Consider the following 18,878-nt stretch of genomic DNA (forward strand, 5'->3'; position numbering starts at 1 on the left):
ATGGACACCAGAACTGGCCAGACTGACTTCTATCCCCTCTTCAGCGCACTGACCCGGCTGGAAACCGAGCTGTGGGATGCGGTCGACGCCCGCCTGCGCCAGGAATGCGGACTTCCCCTCGGCAGGTTCGAGGCGATGGTCGTTGTCTCCTCCCTTGGCACGTGCAGGGTGTTCGACATCGCGTCGGCGCTGGCCATAACCGTGGGCGGCGCCAGCAAGCTGGTTGACCGTGTTGAGGCGGCCGGGTACTGCTCGCGGAAGATGAACCCGGACGACCGGCGCTCCTCCCTCCTTGACCTCACGGAAGCGGGGGCCGCGGTGGTCGCTCGGGGACGCGCAGTGATCGAGGCCGAACTCGCGCGCTGGTTCACCCCGGCCCTGAGTCCGCAGGAGACCACCACCCTGCTGGACCTCCTGACACGGGTCCGCAGCGCCCAGCGGCCCTCCGTGGACTCGACGGCGGCCGGTCAGTGAGCGGCGGCACCATGCGGGCCGTGGTGCTGGACGGCCCAGGGCCGGCCGAGGCGCTGGTCATTCGCGACCGACCCATCCCCGTGCCACTGCCGGGCCAGGTGCTCATCCGGGTCCGGGCGTTCGGGCTCAACCGCTCGGAACTGCACACCCGCCTGGGCTTGGCCGAGGGCGTCACGTTCCCGCGCGTGCCCGGAATCGAAGCTGTCGGCGAGGTGGCCGACTCCCCCGGCGGCGAGTTCCGCACCGGGCAGAAGGTCGCCACCCTGATGGGGGGCATGGGCCGCGTGTTCGACGGCGGCTACGCCGAGTACACGTGCGTGCCGGCCCGGCAGGTCATTGCCTTCGAATCAGAGCTGCCCTGGTCCGTCATCGGCGCCGTCCCGGAGATGCTTCAGACCGCCCACGGCTCCCTCACCATTGGCCTGGACATCCAGGCCGGCCAGAGCCTGCTCATCCGCGGCGGAACCTCCTCCGTCGGCATGGCCGCCGCAATACTTGCCAAGCGCCGCGGGCTCACCGTCCTGGCCTCAACGCGTGACGAAGCCAAGCGGGAAGCGCTCGCCTCGATCGGCGTCGACCATGTCCTGATCGACGACGGCGACCTCGCCACTGCCGTGCGCCGCATTGTTCCGGGCGGCGTGGACGCCGCCCTCGAACTCGTCGGCACCCCCACGCTGCCCGACACGTTGCGCGCCACCCGGGTCCACGGCGTCGTCTGCTTCACCGGGATGCTCTCAAACCAGTGGACGGTCCCGGACTTCTATCCGATTGACTACATTCCGCGGGGCGTCCGGCTCACCTCCTACACAGGCGGCGCCCCCGACCTCCCCGGCGGCGTGCTCCAGGAATTCCTGCAGGCCGTCAGTGACGGCACCGCGATGGTACCCATCGGCAAGGTCTACACCCTCGATGACATCGTCCGGGCCCACACGGACATGGAGGAAAACCGCGTCAGCGGCAAACTCGTCGTCACCACGTAAGACCCACAGCCGGCAGCGAATGCCACTTCCCCCAACCCTGTTGCGACGCCCCGCTGATTCGCAACAGTCGCTGGGGGAATACGCGATGCGCAATAATAGTTGAAGCTTCAAGAGAAACTAATTGTGCCCAACACCCCCGAGCAGGAGCATTCATGCGCATCTCCGAGAAGTCCACCGATCCTGACGGCCGCCACCCGGGCACCTCGGCAGTGGCGACGACGGCCGGGTCGTCCGACCCTGCGGCTCCCCTGGTGGTGCTGTTGCACGGCCGGGGCTCAAGCGAGCGCGAGATCATTGCCCTCGCCGACCACCTGCCGCCCGGCCCGGCCTACGCCGCCGTCCGGGCGCCGATCGCAGAGGGCGGCGGCTATGCATGGTTTGCCAACCGTGGCATCGGCCGTCCGGTCGCCGAGTCGCTGACGGCATCCATGGCGTGGTTCCGAACCTGGCTCGATGCCGTCGCCCCCGCAGGCCGGCCGGTCGTGCTCGTCGGCTTCAGCGGGGGTGCAGCATTCGCCGGCGGGCTGGTCCTTGCAGATCCGCAACGATTCTCCGGTGCGGCTATTCTGTACGGCACCTTGCCGTTCGACGCCGGTGTCCCGGTCGCGCCGGCCCGGCTGGCAGGCCTTCCGGTTTTCGTCGCTCAGGGCGATCAGGACAAAGTCATCCCCACGGAACTGCTGGACCGCACCTGGAATTACTTGCTGACGGATTCCGCCGCCCCCGCCTACGCCCGCCGCGACCCCGGAGGGCACCAGATCAGCGGCCAGACGCTCCGTGAACTCGGGGGCTGGATCCACGAGCGACTGTCGTTCCTGGCTCGTCCCGGAGCGGATGAAGGCACCACCGGCGGACGCTGGTCGGCCCTGCCGGACGGCACTCTTCCCCGCAGGGCCGGTCAGCGCCCCACCGTGTCATGGACAATCCCGCAGGAACAGCGCAGTGACAATGCGCCACTGGACCTTCAGGAAAAGTTGTTCGCCAGGATCAGTTCGCTCGCCGGAGTCTCGACTTCGCAGTCCGTTATCTCCGTTCCAGGCGCGCGGGGCCTGATGATAAAGCCTGAACCTGACGCTCCCGAGGATGCGTTCCTGGTCCCCTCAGCCGGGGAGTTTGCCCACCAGCACCCGCCCCACGACGGCTCCCTCCACCTGGCCCTGCCGCCCCAACTGGCCGCGGAGGCAATCGCCAAGGGCTGGGCAGTGGCCCACCCGCTGGCCGGCATCCGGCTGGCTCGAGGCATGGTCATGGTCTACGGGCCCCGCGACGAGAATGAGCTGCACGTGGTCGCTGCAATGGTAGAGACCAGTCACGCCTGCGCCACAGGCCCCGACGCCCACAGGTTGTAACGTTCCGGCAGGCCGGCCCCGATCATGCACCCCGGCGTGGCTTGCGAACCCGCGCATGGCGTTTCGCATTGTGCCGCGCCCGAGTGCGCGTGGCAACGTGGCCCAGCTTCGCCTGGAGCAGGAGAAGGCGGGGAACGGCGAAGTAGACGGCAATGGGAACGGCCACAAGAGTGAGCGTAAAAGCACGCAGGATCGGTGGCCACCCCGGCGCCAAAGCGGCCAAAATACTCATCCCGATTGCGGCCAGCGGAAAGATCGCCACCCAGGTGACAGCAGCCCTCACATGGACCGATGCCACACCGACGGTTCGGTGATGATGCCCATCCGTTTCATCGGCCGCTAGCGCCTTACCCTCGTGTTCCACTCAATCTCCAAACGTATGGTTGGAATTGATGCTACTGCGTGCTGTTTCGCGAAAGCAAACAAACGGTTGGAGTTATGATGGGGGCCATGGCCTGGGACACTGATGCGACGCGGAAGAAAATCCTCGATGCCGCAATTACCGAGTTCTCTGATCGTGGCTTCTCCGGTGCGCGCATCCATCAGATTTCGCGGATCTCCGGGTGCAACCGCGAACGGATCTACTTCTACTTTGGCGGCAAGGCCGGACTCTTTGAAGCGGCGCTCACACGCGAACTCGTCACCGCCCTGAACGACCTTCCGGTCGCCGGCATGGGTCCTGGTGCGATCGGAGATTTCGCGGGACGGTACTTTGATTTTTCCAGGAGCCGCCCCAGCCTCGCACGCCTTACCTTTTGGGAGGGGCTTGAGCAGGGACATCCGGTAGGAGCCGAGGCCCGCACCCTCCGCTCGGCGAACAAAGTCACCGAGATCCGGAATGCCCTTCCGGCCTTGAGCGAGGCCGCGGCGGAAGACCTGCTCCTGACCATCGTCACCCTGTGCCACGCCTGGGTCTCGAGCCCGAATGTCCCCCTCGTGATCACCGGACCGCCGGACGCAGAGCGCAGGCGCGCAACCATCGTGCGCACCGGCGAACTGCTCGCTCAAGATGCCGTGGATACGGCCCAGCGGCCGTCATAGGCGCGAATACTCCGTTCCGTTCGAAAAAATAGTTGACGCTTCAACTTTCCTGACGTACATTTAGTTGTAGCTTCAAGCATCACTCCCCCAAGAGAACAGAATCTGATGAAAACCCTCCTGGCCCGCATATTCGGAAAGAAGACACCCATGACGAACCTCACCATCATCGGCAACGGCAACATGGCCCGCGGCATCGCCACCCGAGCACTCGCCGGCGGCCTGACCGTGGAAATCCTCGGACAGGACATCACCAAAGCGCAGGAACTGGCCGCCGAACTCGGCGCCGGAGTCACCTTCGGGACCACCGCCGAGGCCCCGCAGGGCGCCATCGTGGTCCTCGCTGTCCCGTTCGACGCCGCCAAGAACGTCGTCAGCGCCTACGGCGAGGCCCTGACCGGCAAGACCATCGTCGACATCACCAACCCGGTGAACTTCGAGACCTTTGACTCCCTGGTCGTCGAGCCCGGCACCTCCGCCGCCGAAGAAATCGCGCAGCTTGCCCCCGCAGGCGCCAACGTGGTCAAGGCGTTCAACACCACCTTCGCCGGCACCCTCGTCGCCGGAGAGTCAGGCGGACAGCCCCTGGACGTCTTCATCGCCGGCGACAACGCGGACGCCACCGCCGCCGTGAGCAGCTTCGTCAGCGCCGGCGGCATGCGCCCCCTGGTGGTCGGTCCGCTCAAGCGCTCCCGGGAACTCGAAGGCTTCCAGTTCGTCCTCATGACCATGCAGGCCAACCCCGAGTTCGCCGACTTCAACTGGGACACCGGACTTCAGGTCACCAAGTAACACGGACTGCGATAGGCGTCAAGAAATAGACGCAAGAGCACGACGGCGGGCCGGATCCGCCGTCGTGCTCTTGTTTGCCTCGGCGGCAGGCCTCCGGTTCAACGCTTCTTGCCTCCGACACCCGGCACGGACGCGACCTGCTTCATCCACGCCGCGATCTGGCGTTCGTCGACGTCGTCCATGGATTTGAGCTCCACACCCCGAGTCGACTTGCCCATCCCCACCGGTGTCACCGGAGGTACAGGCTCGAGCGCGGCGCCATTCACAAACATGAGCTTCACATGGCCAGCAAAACCGCCGCAGCTGAAGCACCACCCGTCGCCGACTCCGTAGTAGGACATGCCCCACTTCACTGAGCGCCGGAGGCTGGGCAGCGTCTTTGCCGCCAAAGCATCGACCGTTTCGGCGATGCCCCGCTGCGGCTGTGGCAGGCTGGCGATATATGCGAAGACTGGCTTGTCGCCGACCGCCGCTTTTGCCGGGCTTGCCCTGCCGGTCATGGATTCCGGCAGAGTTGGGGCGACGTCAACACGCGCACCGGTGCGCGTTGCCGGCTTTTGGGCTTCCCTCTTACCGATCTCCCCGCTGGTCATGGAGGGTATTATTCCTCACCCATCGCGAGACGGAACCACAACCGTTTTCTCGCGAGCCGTATCAGGCTCTTCGGCGAAGTCTCTAACTGTCCGCAGTTATCGATTCCAGGACGGCCTGGAATGCTGGACTTACTCGTATCCCCAGGCCACCATCGTCGGACACCTCGGTAAGTTGCTCGTAGCTCGTCCCGTTCCACCAAAAGACGTGTGGACTCACCGGTGCAGGTGAATCGCTGTATCCCATGGCGGCGAATCGGGCCATTCCGTTAACCGCTGGAATGACGGTGGCGTCTTCGATGATGTGCCAAACGACTTGGTGTCGGTTCGGGACGCTCATGAGCCAGCCGAATTCTTCTCGGACGCGCTTGCCGATGAGTTGTGAGGCCAAGTCGGGAAGAAGTAGAGCCCGGCTCCCGGTATAGACAGATTCACCTAACAGAGCCGTGAACGAGCCCCCTCCCGGTGCAGGGAGGGTTTCGAGTTTTTCGACTGCCAGCCCGCGAAGGTTCGCAATACCCTGGGTTCTGAGGGCTTCGAACCCGCCGAACTTGTTTGCGTTGTTGTGACTGAAAACGGTAACCGTGTCCGGGAGGTCGAGCGCGATCATCTCGACGATGCCCGGCGCGAACTCCCTGTGCGGGTAGCCGTCGATCCCTGGCATGCTCGCCTCATCATAAAGGCGTGCGAAAGTCTGCTTCGCTACATCAGCAGGGGCAAGGATGTCGAACGGATCGGGTGCGTCGAAGCTCGCCAGAACGCGTTGAAGATGTTCGCGTATCAGGTCCCGCCACAAGGATTGCGGCTGGTCACCACAAGCGGCGGCCACGTTCCAAAATCCGAATTCACGCCCGGAGTCATCGACAGCGTGGCCGGGCTGAACATGGACTTCGAGTCCCATCTCGGCGAAAACTTCGCGCGTGATCGTTCGGAAATGGTTAGCGCCTGAAATCGTGAAGAACGTGAGGTGCGAATCAAGCGGTTCCGGTTCGGGAGACTTCTTCCTGAAGATGCCCACAATGACCCGCTTTCGTTGTGGCGGTCGATCGATTCAAGTCGACACTGCCCGGCCTGGGAGTTTCTGCTGCCGTCAGTGGGCCCACAGGCTGAACCCGATTCCGATTCTGTCGCAGTCCGATGGGAACCCAGGTTGCGACCCGCCCGGTAGAGACCTCCAGCCGGAACAGGCGGCATTGCTTTAGGGGCGGGTCCGGCACACCCAAGTCATGTCCAGGGTTCCGGCCGGGAATCCAGACGTGCCCACGTATCGAGACCGAGATTCGCGTCCATCGCACTGCCCGTAAGCCGACCGGTCTGCACAGCATGTGTATGGTGCTGATATGGCTTCTCCGCAGACGCTGAGTGAGCCCGAGCGCCGCGTCGTCGCGACTTGGGCCGCAGACTGCGCTGAGCGGGTTGTGGCTTTATTTGAGGCCGAGGCGCCGGCAGATGATCGCCCCCGCGACGCCATCGCCCGGGCGCGGGCCTTCGCCCGCGGTGAACTCAGTGCCGCCGACGAGATCCGCCGGCGGTTTGTGGCCGGCCGTGCCGCACGCGAGGTGACCAGCCCTGCTGCGGTGGCTGCCGCCCGGTCCGCCACGCAAGCCGCCGCCGTCGCCCACATGGGCGCGCACGCCCTGGGGGCAGCCGCGTATGCCGCGAAAGCGGCCGGACTGGCCGCGCCCGGTCGGCCCCAGACGATCGACGACGAGATCCACTGGCAACTCGAGCACATGAGCGCCGAAGCCCGGTCCGCGCTCCGGCGCCTGCCACCGCTGGGCGCGAATCCCGCCGGTCCGCTGGGGCCAGGACTTCTCGCATCCGGAATCCTCGCCTCGATCATCCGCACGATCCAGGCCGACTTGGCCCGCCCCGACCAGCCTGCCTCCTCCAGTTGAATCTGCCGCCCGCAAGCCGGTCCCCCACCGCGACACCATCCGCCCGCACTGGTGCTGCCAGAAAATCCGATACAGCTACTGGATTCCTGGAAGCCAGCAGCTTGGCCCACGTGCCCGGGTGAGGAGACCGTCGGGACCAGCCGCCGGAGACGGTGGTCGAGGATGCCATCACCTGCTAGGATCCCCAGAATCCCCACGACCGCATGCAAGTCGCTATCACTCTGGAGGTTCGCGATGCCGGACACCACCTGCCACATGTCGATCTCGCTGGATGGCTTCGTCGCCGGGCCGGACCAGAGCCGCGAGAACCCCCTGGGCAAGCGGGGGCTGGAGCTGCACCGCTGGCACATCGGCGACCCGCGGGCCAACGATGCCGACAAGGTCGCGAACGAGTGGCTCATGCGCCCACGGGGTGCGTATGTGATGGGGCGGAACATGTTCGGCCCGGTCCGCGGGGACTGGGATGAGGACTGGGCCGGGTGGTGGGGAGCCGAACCGCCGTACCACGCGCCGGTGTTCGTGCTGACCCATCACGGACACGACCCGATCCAGATGGACGGCGGAACGACCTTCCACTTCGTCACCGAGGGCTTCGACGCGGCCTACTCCGCAGCCCGCCAGGCCGCCGGGGACAAGGGCGTGGACATCGCCGGCGGGGCCTCGACCGTCCGGCAGGCACTGATCGCCGGCGTGATCGACGAGCTCACCCTCGACATCGCACCGGTCCTGCTCGGTTCGGGCGAACGTATTTTCGACGGGGTTGAATCCTTCGGCTTCGAGCCCGCCGAGGTGCTCCACTCACCGCTGGCCACCCACATCCGCTATCGCCGCGTCGGCTGACTCCGAACTGGGATCCGGCCCGCTCCGGCCCAGGTACAACCCGGGACCAATCCCAACGGCCAGTACGATCGTCCAGCGACGGTAATCCGACCTCCCCGATCGGCGTGACGGGTCTTCCTCCGGTGCGAGAATGTCTGCATGCTCACCTTCCTGGAGACTGAACGACTTCTGCTCCGGCAGTTCACCCCCGACGATGCGGAGCTACTCGTGGAACTGGACAGCGATCCGCGCGTGATGCGGTACATCACCGGCGGTATCCCCACCCCCCGGGACGAGATAGAAGGCGACTTCCTCCCGGCATTCCTCGACTACTACCAGCGCTTTCCCGGCTACGGGTTCTGGGCCGCGATCGAGAAGACGACCGGGGAATTCCTCGGCTGGTTCCACTTCCGGCCAGGCCCCGACGATCCACAAGATCAGCCGGAACTGGGCTACCGGTTGCGCCACGCGGCCTGGGGAAAGGGGCACGCGACGGAGGGATCGCGGGCGCTGATCGCCAAGGGGTTCACCGAGTTCGGGGTGCAACGGGTTGTAGCCTCGACCATGGCAGTCAACACGGCCTCCCGAAGGGTGATGGAGAAATCCGGGATGCGCCTCGTGCGGGCCTTCGTCGCGGACTGGCCGGTGTCCGTTCCGGGCGAAGAGCACGGCGACGTCGAGTACGCGATCACCCGAGATGAATGGGAGACTGACGATTCCCGCCTTCGTCCCCAGTGACCCGCCCGTATCCGCGCGCGGCCAAGGTTGCCCTTCAGCAGCTTCAGTGCCCCCCGCGTGGAAACCAGTTCCAGGGCTTCGATGCTTCCGTCGCGGTCCTCGCCAGCCAGGCGCACCCAGTGTTCGGGAGCAGGGGTTGAGGTCATGCGGGCGTCGCTGGTCATGGTCATTCGTTATTTGGTGGGCGTCTGGACGGGCAGCTGCAGGTAGGAGGCGTACTCTCCACCGGTGTGGATGACGTGCGTTCCGCTGTTGGCGCCGACGTATTCGCTTATGCCCGGCATCAGCGTGCCGAGCAGGTTCCGGGAGCTTACGATGAAGCGGAGTTGTTCTCCAGGATGGAAGGCGAGGCCGATCGGAAACAGGTCGATCTCGATGGTGACGATTTCCCCGGCCGACAGCTTCTGGACCCGGTCGAAGCTGTGGGCGGGCACGTCGTCGGTCGAGAGTGTCTCGTCGAGGTGGCGGGCGGAGACACGAAGCCGTCCGTCGGAGCCCTTGTAGCGCAGGATCGTGGCCCCGCGATCGGTGAGGTCATGTGCCATGGCGCTCTGGTTGGGGACGGTGAACGCCTGTAGAGGCGTTCCGTACGCGTCGAGCTTCTGCACGAGGACGAACAGGTCCATGTCGTCAGCGCCTCGCGCCTCGACCCAGAGGTGCGCCTTCGGGTAGCCGACCATGACGGTCTCCTGCGCGAAACGGGTGAGGAAGGACACCGCGTCCGGGTTCGAGTCGACGTCGTACGCGGCTTCCGCCGCGGCGGCCGGGGCGGTCGTCGTCAGGGTCCGGGAGCGGCCGTCCAGGTAGAACTTCGTTGACGCGATGTCCGCGGGCGGGAACATATCGGCGGCGACGCCGACTTGGTCGCCGCCCTCGAGGTCGAGAACGGCGTACCGGACGCGGGGCGTTTGCTCCCACCCGTTGTCCTGATCCTTGAGGTAGTGGTCGAAGAAGCGGCGCAGGTCTTCCACGTTCTCTTCGTCGTAGTAGTCCGGCCATTCCTGGCTGTTGTGGATCCTCAGCCATTTCTCTTCCGAAGCAATGCGCCGCCAGGCGCGGAATGTCCCGGCGGTGTGGAGGGTGTTCGAGTAGCTGGCCACGATGTACGCCGGGACGGTGATCTTGCCGAAGTCGGGGATCTTGTTTTCCCAGAGATCGGTCATCAGCGGGTAGCGCTCGACTTCGGAGAGGATGTCTTCCCTCCGGTTTTTGCCGAAGAAGCTGCCTTCCTGGAGTTGCCGGGCGAAGCCGATGTCTGGCATTCCGCCCCGCATCACCAGGTCGCGGTAGACGTCGCTGACGCCTTCCCACGGGTTGATCGCCGCCAGGTGCGGGGGCTGTTCTGCGGCGGTGAACCACTGGGATACCGCTAGGTAGGAGGTCCCGCTCATGCCCACCTTGCCGGAGCACCACTGCTGCCCGGCGAGCCATTCAATCAGGTCGTAGCAGTCCCGGCCTTCCTGCCGGTCCCACAGCACGCTGTCGCCGTCGGAGTCGACCACGCCGCGGATGTCCGGGTTGCAGATCGCGTAGCCCTGGGCGCACCAGTATGCGGGATCCGGTGCCTCGAACTTTTCCAGACCGGACACGATGCCGTTGTCCAGGCCAACCAGCCCGAAGACGCCCATGACACTAAGGGATGTGCCCTGACCCTTGCCGTACGGACTCCAGGCCACGATCACCGGCACCTGCTCAGAACCAGCGGGACAGAAGATGTCGACGTGAATCGTGACTCCGTCGCGCAACTGAACCGCGACGTCCTTCTCAAACACCACATCCACCGGCAGGGCCCGGAACTGAGGCGCAATCCGGAACCCTGCTTCCAGGGTCCGGGTCCCGGGTTCGAACGCGGTCAGCACGCCCGTTCTCGCGGCCGGCAGCGGATGGGATGGTACGAACATTTTCTGGTCATCGCTCATGGCGAGCTCCTTCGGTCAGTTCAGCCCTCCGGGGCTTGCGTCCAAGCGAGCCTACGTCGGCCAGTTCAAAAACTCAACACTTGTTGAGAAAATCTATATCGGTTGCTAGGTTTGACTCATGACCCAACAGAAGGAATCCCTGCCGAAAGCGCGCCGCGGCCGGAGGCCCGGGACCGGCAGCACCAGACAGGCGGTGCTCGACACCGCCAGGGCCCGGTTCGCCGCCGACGGTTTCGGCGCGACGACGATCCGGCGTGTCGCCGCCGATGCCGGCGTGGACGTGTCCCAGGTGATGCAGTTCTTCCGCTCCAAAGACGAGCTGTTCGCGGCCGTGATGTCCGTCCCAGCGTCGGCCCTCGAACGGTTCAACACGGCTTTCGAGGGGCCGGACGAGCATCTTGGAGAACGCGTCGTCCGCGCCTACCTCGACGCTTGGGAGGGCCCCGCCACCGATTCCGAACCACTGATGGCGATGCTGCGTGGTGCGATCGTCAATGACCAGGCAAGCGCACAACTGCGTGAGTTCATCCAATCCCGCCTGCTGCACGGCACAATCGGCCGCAGCGATGACGATGCCGCTCTCCGGGCTGGACTCGCCTCATCGATGCTGGTCGGTATCGTCACCAGCAGGCGGATCATCGGTGTGCCTGTGTTGGTCGACGCGGACATAGAGAAGCTGGTGGCGACCGTGGCTCCGGCGATCCAACAGATCCTGGTTGGCGCACCCTCCCAGACCGGCGGGATCGGGAAGGGCACCGGCGCGTGACTGCCATTGAAAGTCATGTCACATAGGACTCGTGGGCTGCATGAACTCGCGTCAGCTGAAATAGGCAGGTAGGTGCCCAGCCACCAGCAGCGGCATAAGGTGCATACGGGTATGGACAATGTCCACGCTATCTTTGGCCGGACAAAGGTCCGCCAGCCCCTCCCGGCCACACGCCAATTCGAAGTCATGGTGTCCTGACTGCGCTGACCCTACACCGCCGGGGAGTACGCGGACCTCCGCATCCTCCCGGAAAACCTGACAGCGACCGATCAACGTTGAAGCCCGGATGAGACTCACGCACACGGGCAAGCGCCCCGCAGGCGCGGCACTGGTCCCGTTCCTCTGCGGCTTCCCACCGGCTGTCACCATCACCGATCAGGACCCCTATGCGGAGATTGCATGTTTCCTGAAGATCCATCGCGGGAATGTGGCCCGAATATTCAAATGAACGCGCGCACCTAACGGTTCACTTGACAATATTTCTGAGTCAACTCAAAATTGAGTAGGCTCATGTTTAACCAACCGTACGTCATAGAGGAGCAGCACGCCATGAGGGCATTCGTCGTCACCAAGTACAAGGAGCCGCTTCGCGCAGCAGACGTCCCGGAGCCGACGGTCGGCGATCGCGATGTGCTGGTCCAGGTCCAGGCAGCTGGCCTCAACCAATTGGACGAAAAGATCCGCCTGGGTGAGTTCAAGCAGATCCTCCCGTACAAGCTCCAGCTGATCCTTGGCAACGATGTCGCCGGCACAGTCATCCGTGTCGGGGCGAAGGTGCGCGGCTTCAAACCCGGTGACGAGGTCTACGCCCGCCCCGACAAAGACCGCATCGGCACGTTCGCCGAGCGCATCGCCATCACCGAGGCCGATCTGGCACTGAAACCCGCATCTATCAGCATGGAGGAGGCCGGCTCACTACCGCTGGTTGCACTTACGGCGTGGCAGGCCCTCGTTGAGCAAGGCAACGTACGTCCGGGGCAGAAGGTCCTCATCCACGCCGGAGCCGGCGGGGTCGGGTCGATCGCGATCCAACTCGCCAAGCACCTCGGCGCCACCGTCGCGACCACCGCCAGTGCCTCCAACGCCGGCTTCGTGCGCGATCTCGGCGCGGACACTGTGATCGACTACCGTACGCAGGACTTCGAACAGCTCCGCACCGGGTACGATCTGGTGCTCGACAGCCTCGGCGGGGAGAACCTCGTCAAGTCACTGCGCATCCTCAAGCCCGGCGGGAAGGCGATCGGAATCGCCGGCCCGCCGGACCCGGCGTTCGCACGCAAGGCCGGCCTGAACCCTGTGCTGCGCCTGGCCATCGCGGGGCTCAGCAGCCGGATCCGGCGGCAGGCGAAGAAGCTCGGCGTCAGCTACGAGTTCCTCTTCATGCATGCCAGCGGCGACCAGTTGCGCCAGATCACCGCCCTGGTTGACGACGGCGTGCTGCGCCCGGTCGTTGGACGGGTCTTCGACTTCGCCCAGACCCCACAGGCGCTCGAGTCGCTGGCCAAGGGTGGCCTCCGCGGCAAAGCCGTCGTCGCACTTCCCTCCTGAGCCGCCGGCAGCCATTCACCTCACAGACCACCCAGGAGGACTACCAGCATGAGCAGCTTTGACACCCCGAACGGCTCTGTCGTCACCTCGTACGCGAAGGCCGCCACACGCTCCATCACTTCAGGTGGCATCACCTACGCCTACCGCGAGCTGGGGCCCAAGACCGGCATCCCCGTCGTGTTCTTCGTGCACCTTGCCGCGACCCTGGACAACTGGGACCCGCGCATCATCGAGCCCATCGCGAAGAACCGCCACGTCATCACCTTCGACCAGCGCGGTGTCGGAGCCTCCACCGGGCAGGTTCCGGACAGCATCGAGGCGATGGCCGACGACGCCTACACCTTCATCAAGGCCCTCGGGTTCGACCAGGTCGACGTCTTCTCCTTCTCAATGGGCGGCATGATCGCCCAGGACCTGGTCCTCAAGCATCCCGACCTCGTCCGCAAGCTCGTGCTGGCTGGTACCGGGCCGCGGGGCGGCAAGGACATCGACAAGGTCGTCGGCACCACCTACTGGGACGTCCTCCGCGCGACCCTGACGCGCTCGGACCCGAAGGAGTTCCTGTTCTTCAACCGCGACGCGACCGGCAAGCCGGCCGCGAAGGCGTTCATCAAGCGCTTGCAGGAGCGCACTGTCGACCGCGACAAGCCGATCAGCACCAAAGCCTTCCAGACTCAGCTGAAGGCAATCCGGAAGTTCGGCCGCTCCGCGCCGTCGGACCTGTCAAGGCTCACCCACCCCACCCTCATCGCCAACGGCGACAACGACCGCATGGTGCCGTCGGTCCTGTCCGGGGACCTGCACCGGCGCATCAAGGGATCCGAGCTGATCATCTACCCCGATTCGGGCCACGGCGGAATCTTCCAGTTCCACGACAGGTTCTCCCCCGTCGCCGTGGAATTCCTCGCCCACTGACCAGCACGTACCTGACAAGATCCCGCTAACAGAGCAGAGAGTCACTGTGGCTGTGCCCGTCCGTGAATACGGGCGGGCACAGCCATTGGCGTGGCGTTCCGTCGCGCTGGCCAGCTCGAACAGGACACCCACAAGCGCGTCAGCAGAGTGATCAAAAGTATCGCCACCCGTGACGCGGCCCCCGGCTAGTGACTCCCCCGGAGTGTCAGGCCAACCCCGGATCCTCCGCTATTCAGACACTCCCTGCGGCGGGAGTGGTGCCACCGCGCTCACTTTTGGTGAACGCGGTGGCACCGGTTGTTCCCTTATGCGTTCGTCGCCGCCAACTGCGGGTAGACCGCTTCGAGGGGTGCGCTGAGTCCGGCCTTGAGCTGGACAGACGTGTCGTCGGCGAGGACCTCGTACTGCCCTGCCTCGGTGGCGTCGAACACGGTGCGCACCAGCACGGCCGGGTCGAGCTTCGGGTCGGTGGCGTGCGCGGCCATCGCGGTGTCGACGTATGCGACGTGGACGCCGACGACGTGCACGCCGGCGGGGGCGAGTTCGAGGCGGAGGGAGTTAGTCGCGGACCAGAGGGCGGCTTTGGTGGCGCTGTAGATGCCGGCGACGGCGTACCAGCTCAGGGCCGAGTGGATGTCGATGATCATCGCTCCGTCCTTCACCGACAGGACCGGAGCGAACGCGCGGGCGACGAAGAGAGGCCCGAGAAAGTTCGTCTCGACGTTCCTGCGGATCTCCTCGTCCGTGTGGGTGAGGATCCCGGCACTGGAGACCGACGCGCCGGCGTTGTTGATCAGCACGGTCACATCCGGTGCCGCGTCGACCGCTGCCTGGATGGAGGCGGAGTCGGTGACGTCCAAGGCGAGCGGAACGATGCGCTCGTCGTTCCAGGCGCGGGGGGTGCGGGCTGAGGCATAAACCTTTGCAGCTCCCCGGGCGAGGGTTTCGTGCACGAACTGCGTGCCGATTCCGCCGTTGGCTCCGGTGACGAGGACGACTGCTCCGTTGAGTGAGGGCATGGCTGTTTCTTCTTTCTGATCGGTACGGGGTATGGAAGGTCGGTGGCGTGCGACCTGCGGCAGACGATTAGGCGTGTGCCAGGGCCGGATAGTCGGTGTACCCGGCCGCGCCGCCGCCATACAGGGTTGCCGGGTCCACCTCGTTCAGTGGCGCACCGGTGCGCAGACGCTCAACAATGTCGGGGTTCGCCAGGGCGAAGCGGCCCAGCGGCGCGATGTCCGCGAGCCCGGCGTCGATGTCGTCGGCAATCTGCTCGCGGTCGCGCCCATAGCGGAGGACGAGGATGGCCGCAGGCCACGCGTCGCGGAAGGACCGCAGCAGTTCGTCGTCACCGAGGTGGTGTACGTGCAGGTACGCAAGGTCCAGAGCGGCGAGTTCGCCGACCAGGTGGCGGTACTGAGTCCGGACGTCGGCGGGGTCCCCTTCATTGATTCCGCCCAGCGGGAACGCCGGTGAGATGCGGATGCCGGTCCGGTCCGCCCCGATCTCCTCGGCCACCGCGCGGGCGACCGCGACGACGAACCGGGACCGGTTCTCCACGGATCCGCCGTATTCGTCCGTGCGGTGGTTCGAGTTTGGCGAGAGGAACTGGTGCGGCAGGTACCCGTTCGCGCTGTGGATCTCCACGCCGTCCGCTCCCGCTGCGATAGCGGAGGCTGCGGCGTGGCGGAACCCGGCGATGGTGGCCTGGATGTCTTCGGCAGTCAGCTCACGCGGCACCGGCGTCTTCTGCGGGCCCGTTGGAGTGAACATGTCCTGCTCGGCCGAGATCGCCGACGGGCCCACGGGCTGACGGTGGTGCGGGGTGTTATCCGGGTGCGACATCCGGCCGACGTGCATCAGTTGGATGAACAGGGCTCCGCCGCCTGCATGCACCGTGTCGGCGATCTTTCGCCATCCCTCGATGTGTTCAGGAGTGTAGATGCCGGGGGTGTTCAGATAGCCCTGGCCATCCTCGGACGGCTGCGTGCCCTCGGTGATGATCAGCCCGAGCGAGGCGCGTTGGCCGTAGTACTCCGCGGCCAGTTCCCCGGGGGTGCCATCAGGGTTTGCGCGGCTCCGGGTCAGCGGGGCCAGCGCGAGCCGGTGCGGCAGCTCCACATTGCCGATGGTGAAGGGTTGCCAGAGGGAGGAAGTCATGTGTGCGGTCCTTTGCGTCGCGGGGTATAGCGCCACCACTCTGCCGGGGCGGAACACTGGGGTTCGGCCCTTGCGTGGGAGAATGAACGAAGGAACATTCGAACCCACACAGTAGTGACTACACTCATAACTGAGTGCAGTCAGAATCTATTCCGGAGGATCCATTACCATGTCTCTCGCCTCCCAGCCGGTCGGACGGCGCGAGCGGAACAAGCAGCAGAAGCTGGACCGCATCACGGCCGCGGCAAGCGAACTGCTGGCCGAGCACGGCATCGAGGATGTCACGACCCAGCAGATTGCCGACAAGGCGGACATAGGCACCGGGACCCTGTTCCTTTACGCGAAGACCAAAGGCGAACTTCTCCTCCTCGTGCAGAACGCACACTACGCCGAAGCGCTTCAGCAAGGTCGGGCTGATGCCGAAACCACCTCGGATATCCTCGATGCGGTGCTGGCAATCGTACGGCCGATCGTGGAATGCAACCGCGTCCAGGTCGACAACGGACGCACGTACCTGCGGGAAATGGTCTTCGGTGATCCGGCGGAGCCCCGTCACGCTGAGGCCCTCTCCATCGTCGCGGAGACCGAGGAGGCCATCGCTGCCGTCCTGGGCAGGCAGGAACCGGCTCGTGCGCACGATGCCGCTACGACGGCCCGCATCGTCAGCGCCATCATGTTCCTCAGCATGGCAGCGACCGTGAATGCCGCATTGAGCATCGACGAGATTGTTCAGGACATCCGGACACAGGTCGGCGTACTGCTGTCTCACTGACGCAATCAAGTGCTCGCGCCAACGCCCGGTGTCCACCAATTGCCTGGGGTCGTGGACCGGCAGAAGAACGGCCACCGCTGCTGCACTGAATGCGCAGCCGGACTCCCTCAGCGGACGAGGGGGCACCGTGCGGTTCCAGGCAAAGGATTTTAGACGCCGGACTTCCAGTTAGGCGTTGCCCTCAGCACCCCGCAAACCCGCCGAATCTTCTGTGTGCTGGAGCCGGGCGCGCGGTTCGCGGCATTCCGGGTTCTTAAGTCCGGCCGGGCAGCAGGTGGGGTCCCATCCGATCGGTCCGGGTCGCCAGGAGTGCGTCGGTAAGCCGCCGGACGTCCCTTGCCCGCACTTCGTCTGTGGGTGGCACGGTGCAGGACTCGCTGGTGCAGGTCAGCAGCGCTGCCGTGACCTCCGCGATCAGAGCCGGGGATGGGCTAAACCGGTATCCGCCGTCGGCAGGGTCGTTAGAAGAATTCAGCGCCCTGGTGATGAACACGGCGGCCTGCGTCCTGCTCGCCATGCCGAGTTTCCTCAGAATGGTTGAGGTCAGATTCTTCACGGTCTTTTCCGCCAGCGACATTTCCTGGCTGATCTGGCGGTTGGTCAGCCCTCTCCCCAGTCGGATGGCGGTATTCATTTCCTGTCTCGTAAGGGTCAGGAGTCTCCTATCCAGGGACTGGGTTGCGGGCCCGACGAGCGGGGTAACGAGCGCGGTCCGGAACCGGCCGCTGTACGCGGTGTGCCCGGCCAGGGCACGGCGGATGAGCCTGAGCTGTTCGCAGCTGCCGTCCCGTTTGGACAGGCACCCCCATGCGCCGGCCAGAATCGAGTCGATCAGCACGGCTTCGTTGGCATCTCCGGTCATCAGGAGGCACCGGATGGTCGGGTCCGCCGCAGCGATGGCCCGGCACACGTCGGCACCTGAACCGTCGGGGAGATCATCGTCAAGGATGACCAGCTCCGGGCGGAGGGCAGGGATTCGCCGGAACGCCCGGTGCGCGGATCCTGATTCTCCGGCGATGCTGAGACCTTCGGACTCCAGCAGATGGCGCAGGCCCCGTCTCACGACCTCGTGGTCGTCCAGCAGATAGAGGCCCCGGCCGGCCAAAGGGGGCGGCGGGTGGATTTCCGGTTCAGCCATCATCGCCATTACGTTCCTTCGCTTTTAAGGCACCGAAGGCGTGCTGGATGATCCCGTCCGGTCCCCATCCAGCGTGCATCCATGCGCACACTGCCCGACGGGCCCCACACTAAACCGATAGGGCCGACCCAACAAGGGCCCGCGGGGGTGGATCCGTGGCTTTTCTGAACGTGTTCTGCAGACAACCGGTGTCGTAACCTCAGAGCGCCACTAGTGCTCCGTCGGGGAGTATGGCCCAGAGCACGCTCGGGCGGCGTCGGGCGCTCTTGGACGCTGCGCGCTTCTCCGATGGCGCTCATGATCCCGTGGTTCGAACGTGTCGGCCGAGGATTTCGGCGCGTTTCCTGACCGCGCTAACGTAATCGGTGAAAGCCTGCTGCGTGTCGGACGCAAACTCCCGGAGCAGCAGCCCGCAAAGCGGGCCAGTGAACTCTTCTCTTACGAGCAGGTGCGTCATGCCGCCCACCGGTTCAAGCGTGAAGGTACGCACCCCGGTGAGCAGGCCCAGAGGCAGGCCCTGGGTCCAGGTCATCACCTCGCCGGGCATCTGATGGACGCGCAGCCGGAAGGTGCGCTCCCCTCCGGTGTGGGTTCGGATTCTGATGGTGCCACCGTTGCGCAACTCGCCCCTGATGTGCGTGATGCCGGATTCCCAGACGGTGAAGTTCCGTGCATCGGTGATGACGTCCCAGACGGTGGAGCTTCGGGCTTTGATCAGTGTCTCGGCCCCGACCGAGTGCCTGGCCATGCTGTGACCCTGGCCGAGAGGGCGCCGGGTTGTGGGCACCTGGTCTGTAGACATCAGCCCGCAACCCAAGGCATTGGCCGCGGGACCGGACTGCCGACGCGACCAGCCAGGCATCGGCAGGCTCCACGGCCGATAGCGCCGGCAAGGGACAGCGCCGCGTTCTGGACGGCCATGACACCGCAGCCCTCCGCGGCCGGCAGATCGTGCATCACCAGCACGACGCTCCCTACTGAT

Annotated in this window: 21 protein-coding genes; 14 read left to right on the top strand and 7 right to left on the bottom strand. The window is 65.3% G+C overall.

Features of this window, described 5'->3' with window-relative positions:
• The 6 genes from AC1DDH_RS18035 (at position 1) to AC1DDH_RS18060 (ending at position 4,633) form a co-directional block, all read left to right on the top strand.
• Complete coding sequence (locus tag AC1DDH_RS18035) at positions 1-474, top strand: MarR family winged helix-turn-helix transcriptional regulator (RefSeq protein ID WP_476851161.1); 474 nt, start codon at positions 1-3, stop codon at positions 472-474.
• A complete protein-coding gene (locus AC1DDH_RS18040) occupies positions 471-1,454 on the top strand; it encodes a zinc-binding alcohol dehydrogenase family protein (protein WP_476851162.1) in 984 nt (327 codons plus the stop codon). Before AC1DDH_RS18035 ends, AC1DDH_RS18040 begins: the two co-directional genes overlap by 4 nt.
• A 152-nt stretch (positions 1,455-1,606) precedes the next feature.
• Entirely contained in the window at positions 1,607-2,803 is a 1,197-nt protein-coding gene (locus AC1DDH_RS18045) for a luciferase domain-containing protein (protein ID WP_476955996.1), read from the top strand.
• Between the two features lie 170 nt (positions 2,804-2,973).
• Entirely contained in the window at positions 2,974-3,117 is a 144-nt protein-coding gene (locus AC1DDH_RS18050; protein ID WP_476851164.1) for a hypothetical protein, read from the top strand.
• A gap of 136 nt (positions 3,118-3,253) precedes the next feature.
• Complete coding sequence (locus AC1DDH_RS18055) at positions 3,254-3,844, top strand: TetR/AcrR family transcriptional regulator (protein WP_476955997.1); 591 nt, start codon at positions 3,254-3,256, stop codon at positions 3,842-3,844.
• A gap of 147 nt (positions 3,845-3,991) precedes the next feature.
• Positions 3,992-4,633 carry an NADPH-dependent F420 reductase gene (locus tag AC1DDH_RS18060; protein ID WP_476851166.1) on the top strand — a complete coding sequence of 214 codons (642 nt, stop codon included), beginning with the start codon at positions 3,992-3,994 and terminating at the stop codon, positions 4,631-4,633.
• A 98-nt stretch (positions 4,634-4,731) separates the two neighbouring features.
• On the opposite strand, the gene AC1DDH_RS18065 is transcribed toward AC1DDH_RS18060, so the two are convergent.
• A complete protein-coding gene (locus tag AC1DDH_RS18065; protein WP_476948387.1) occupies positions 4,732-5,226 on the bottom strand; it encodes a DUF1801 domain-containing protein in 495 nt (164 codons plus the stop codon).
• 82 nt (positions 5,227-5,308) lie between these two features.
• Positions 5,309-6,241 (bottom strand): hypothetical protein, encoded by a 933-nt coding sequence (locus AC1DDH_RS18070; protein WP_476888097.1) that lies wholly within the window; start codon positions 6,239-6,241, stop codon positions 5,309-5,311.
• A 322-nt stretch (positions 6,242-6,563) separates the two neighbouring features.
• On the opposite strand from AC1DDH_RS18070, the gene AC1DDH_RS18075 reads away from it, so the two are divergent.
• The 3 genes from AC1DDH_RS18075 (at position 6,564) to AC1DDH_RS18085 (ending at position 8,678) form a co-directional block, all read left to right on the top strand.
• Complete coding sequence (locus tag AC1DDH_RS18075) at positions 6,564-7,121, top strand: putative immunity protein (RefSeq protein WP_476851168.1); 558 nt, start codon at positions 6,564-6,566, stop codon at positions 7,119-7,121.
• 234 nt (positions 7,122-7,355) lie between these two features.
• Positions 7,356-7,961: a dihydrofolate reductase family protein gene (locus tag AC1DDH_RS18080; protein WP_476857392.1), complete on the top strand. Its 606-nt coding sequence runs from the start codon at positions 7,356-7,358 to the stop codon at positions 7,959-7,961.
• A gap of 138 nt (positions 7,962-8,099) precedes the next feature.
• Entirely contained in the window at positions 8,100-8,678 is a 579-nt protein-coding gene (locus AC1DDH_RS18085; RefSeq protein WP_476955998.1) for a GNAT family N-acetyltransferase, read from the top strand.
• Positions 8,679-8,851: 173 nt separating this feature from the next.
• Here the strand turns inward: AC1DDH_RS18085 and AC1DDH_RS18090 are convergent, their stop codons facing one another.
• Positions 8,852-10,597 carry a CocE/NonD family hydrolase gene (locus tag AC1DDH_RS18090; RefSeq protein WP_476955999.1) on the bottom strand — a complete coding sequence of 582 codons (1,746 nt, stop codon included), beginning with the start codon at positions 10,595-10,597 and terminating at the stop codon, positions 8,852-8,854.
• 118 nt (positions 10,598-10,715) lie between these two features.
• Here AC1DDH_RS18090 and AC1DDH_RS18095 point away from each other — a divergent pair, with 118 nt between their 5' ends.
• The 4 genes from AC1DDH_RS18095 (at position 10,716) to AC1DDH_RS18110 (ending at position 13,826) form a co-directional block, all read left to right on the top strand.
• The gene (locus tag AC1DDH_RS18095) at positions 10,716-11,363 is read left to right on the top strand and encodes a TetR/AcrR family transcriptional regulator (protein WP_476956000.1); all 648 of its coding nucleotides are present in this window, start codon (positions 10,716-10,718) and stop codon (positions 11,361-11,363) included.
• Positions 11,364-11,649: 286 nt separating this feature from the next.
• Complete coding sequence (locus AC1DDH_RS18100) at positions 11,650-11,811, top strand: acetylxylan esterase (protein ID WP_476956001.1); 162 nt, start codon at positions 11,650-11,652, stop codon at positions 11,809-11,811.
• A 101-nt stretch (positions 11,812-11,912) separates the two neighbouring features.
• On the top strand, positions 11,913-12,911 hold the full coding sequence (locus tag AC1DDH_RS18105; protein ID WP_476956016.1) for an NADP-dependent oxidoreductase: 999 nt from the start codon (positions 11,913-11,915) through the stop codon (positions 12,909-12,911).
• 48 nt (positions 12,912-12,959) lie between these two features.
• Entirely contained in the window at positions 12,960-13,826 is an 867-nt protein-coding gene (locus tag AC1DDH_RS18110) for an alpha/beta fold hydrolase (RefSeq protein WP_476956002.1), read from the top strand.
• A gap of 305 nt (positions 13,827-14,131) precedes the next feature.
• On the opposite strand, the gene AC1DDH_RS18115 is transcribed toward AC1DDH_RS18110, so the two are convergent.
• Complete coding sequence (locus tag AC1DDH_RS18115; RefSeq protein ID WP_476956003.1) at positions 14,132-14,845, bottom strand: SDR family oxidoreductase; 714 nt, start codon at positions 14,843-14,845, stop codon at positions 14,132-14,134.
• Positions 14,846-14,912: 67 nt separating this feature from the next.
• On the bottom strand, positions 14,913-15,986 hold the full coding sequence (locus AC1DDH_RS18120) for an alkene reductase (RefSeq protein ID WP_476956004.1): 1,074 nt from the start codon (positions 15,984-15,986) through the stop codon (positions 14,913-14,915).
• A gap of 169 nt (positions 15,987-16,155) precedes the next feature.
• Here AC1DDH_RS18120 and AC1DDH_RS18125 point away from each other — a divergent pair, with 169 nt between their 5' ends.
• Positions 16,156-16,758, top strand: coding sequence for a TetR/AcrR family transcriptional regulator (locus tag AC1DDH_RS18125; protein WP_476956005.1), 603 nt, complete (start codon positions 16,156-16,158; stop codon positions 16,756-16,758).
• A 253-nt stretch (positions 16,759-17,011) separates the two neighbouring features.
• Here AC1DDH_RS18125 and AC1DDH_RS18130 read toward each other — a convergent pair whose 3' ends face one another.
• Both AC1DDH_RS18130 and AC1DDH_RS18135 read right to left on the bottom strand, forming a co-directional pair.
• Positions 17,012-17,905 carry a response regulator gene (locus AC1DDH_RS18130; RefSeq protein WP_476956006.1) on the bottom strand — a complete coding sequence of 298 codons (894 nt, stop codon included), beginning with the start codon at positions 17,903-17,905 and terminating at the stop codon, positions 17,012-17,014.
• Between the two features lie 286 nt (positions 17,906-18,191).
• Positions 18,192-18,644 (bottom strand): SRPBCC family protein, encoded by a 453-nt coding sequence (locus AC1DDH_RS18135; RefSeq protein WP_476956007.1) that lies wholly within the window; start codon positions 18,642-18,644, stop codon positions 18,192-18,194.
• Between the last annotated feature and the right edge of the window lie 234 nt (positions 18,645-18,878).

The sequence above is a fragment of the Arthrobacter sp. 10T425 genome (assembly GCF_056393985.1).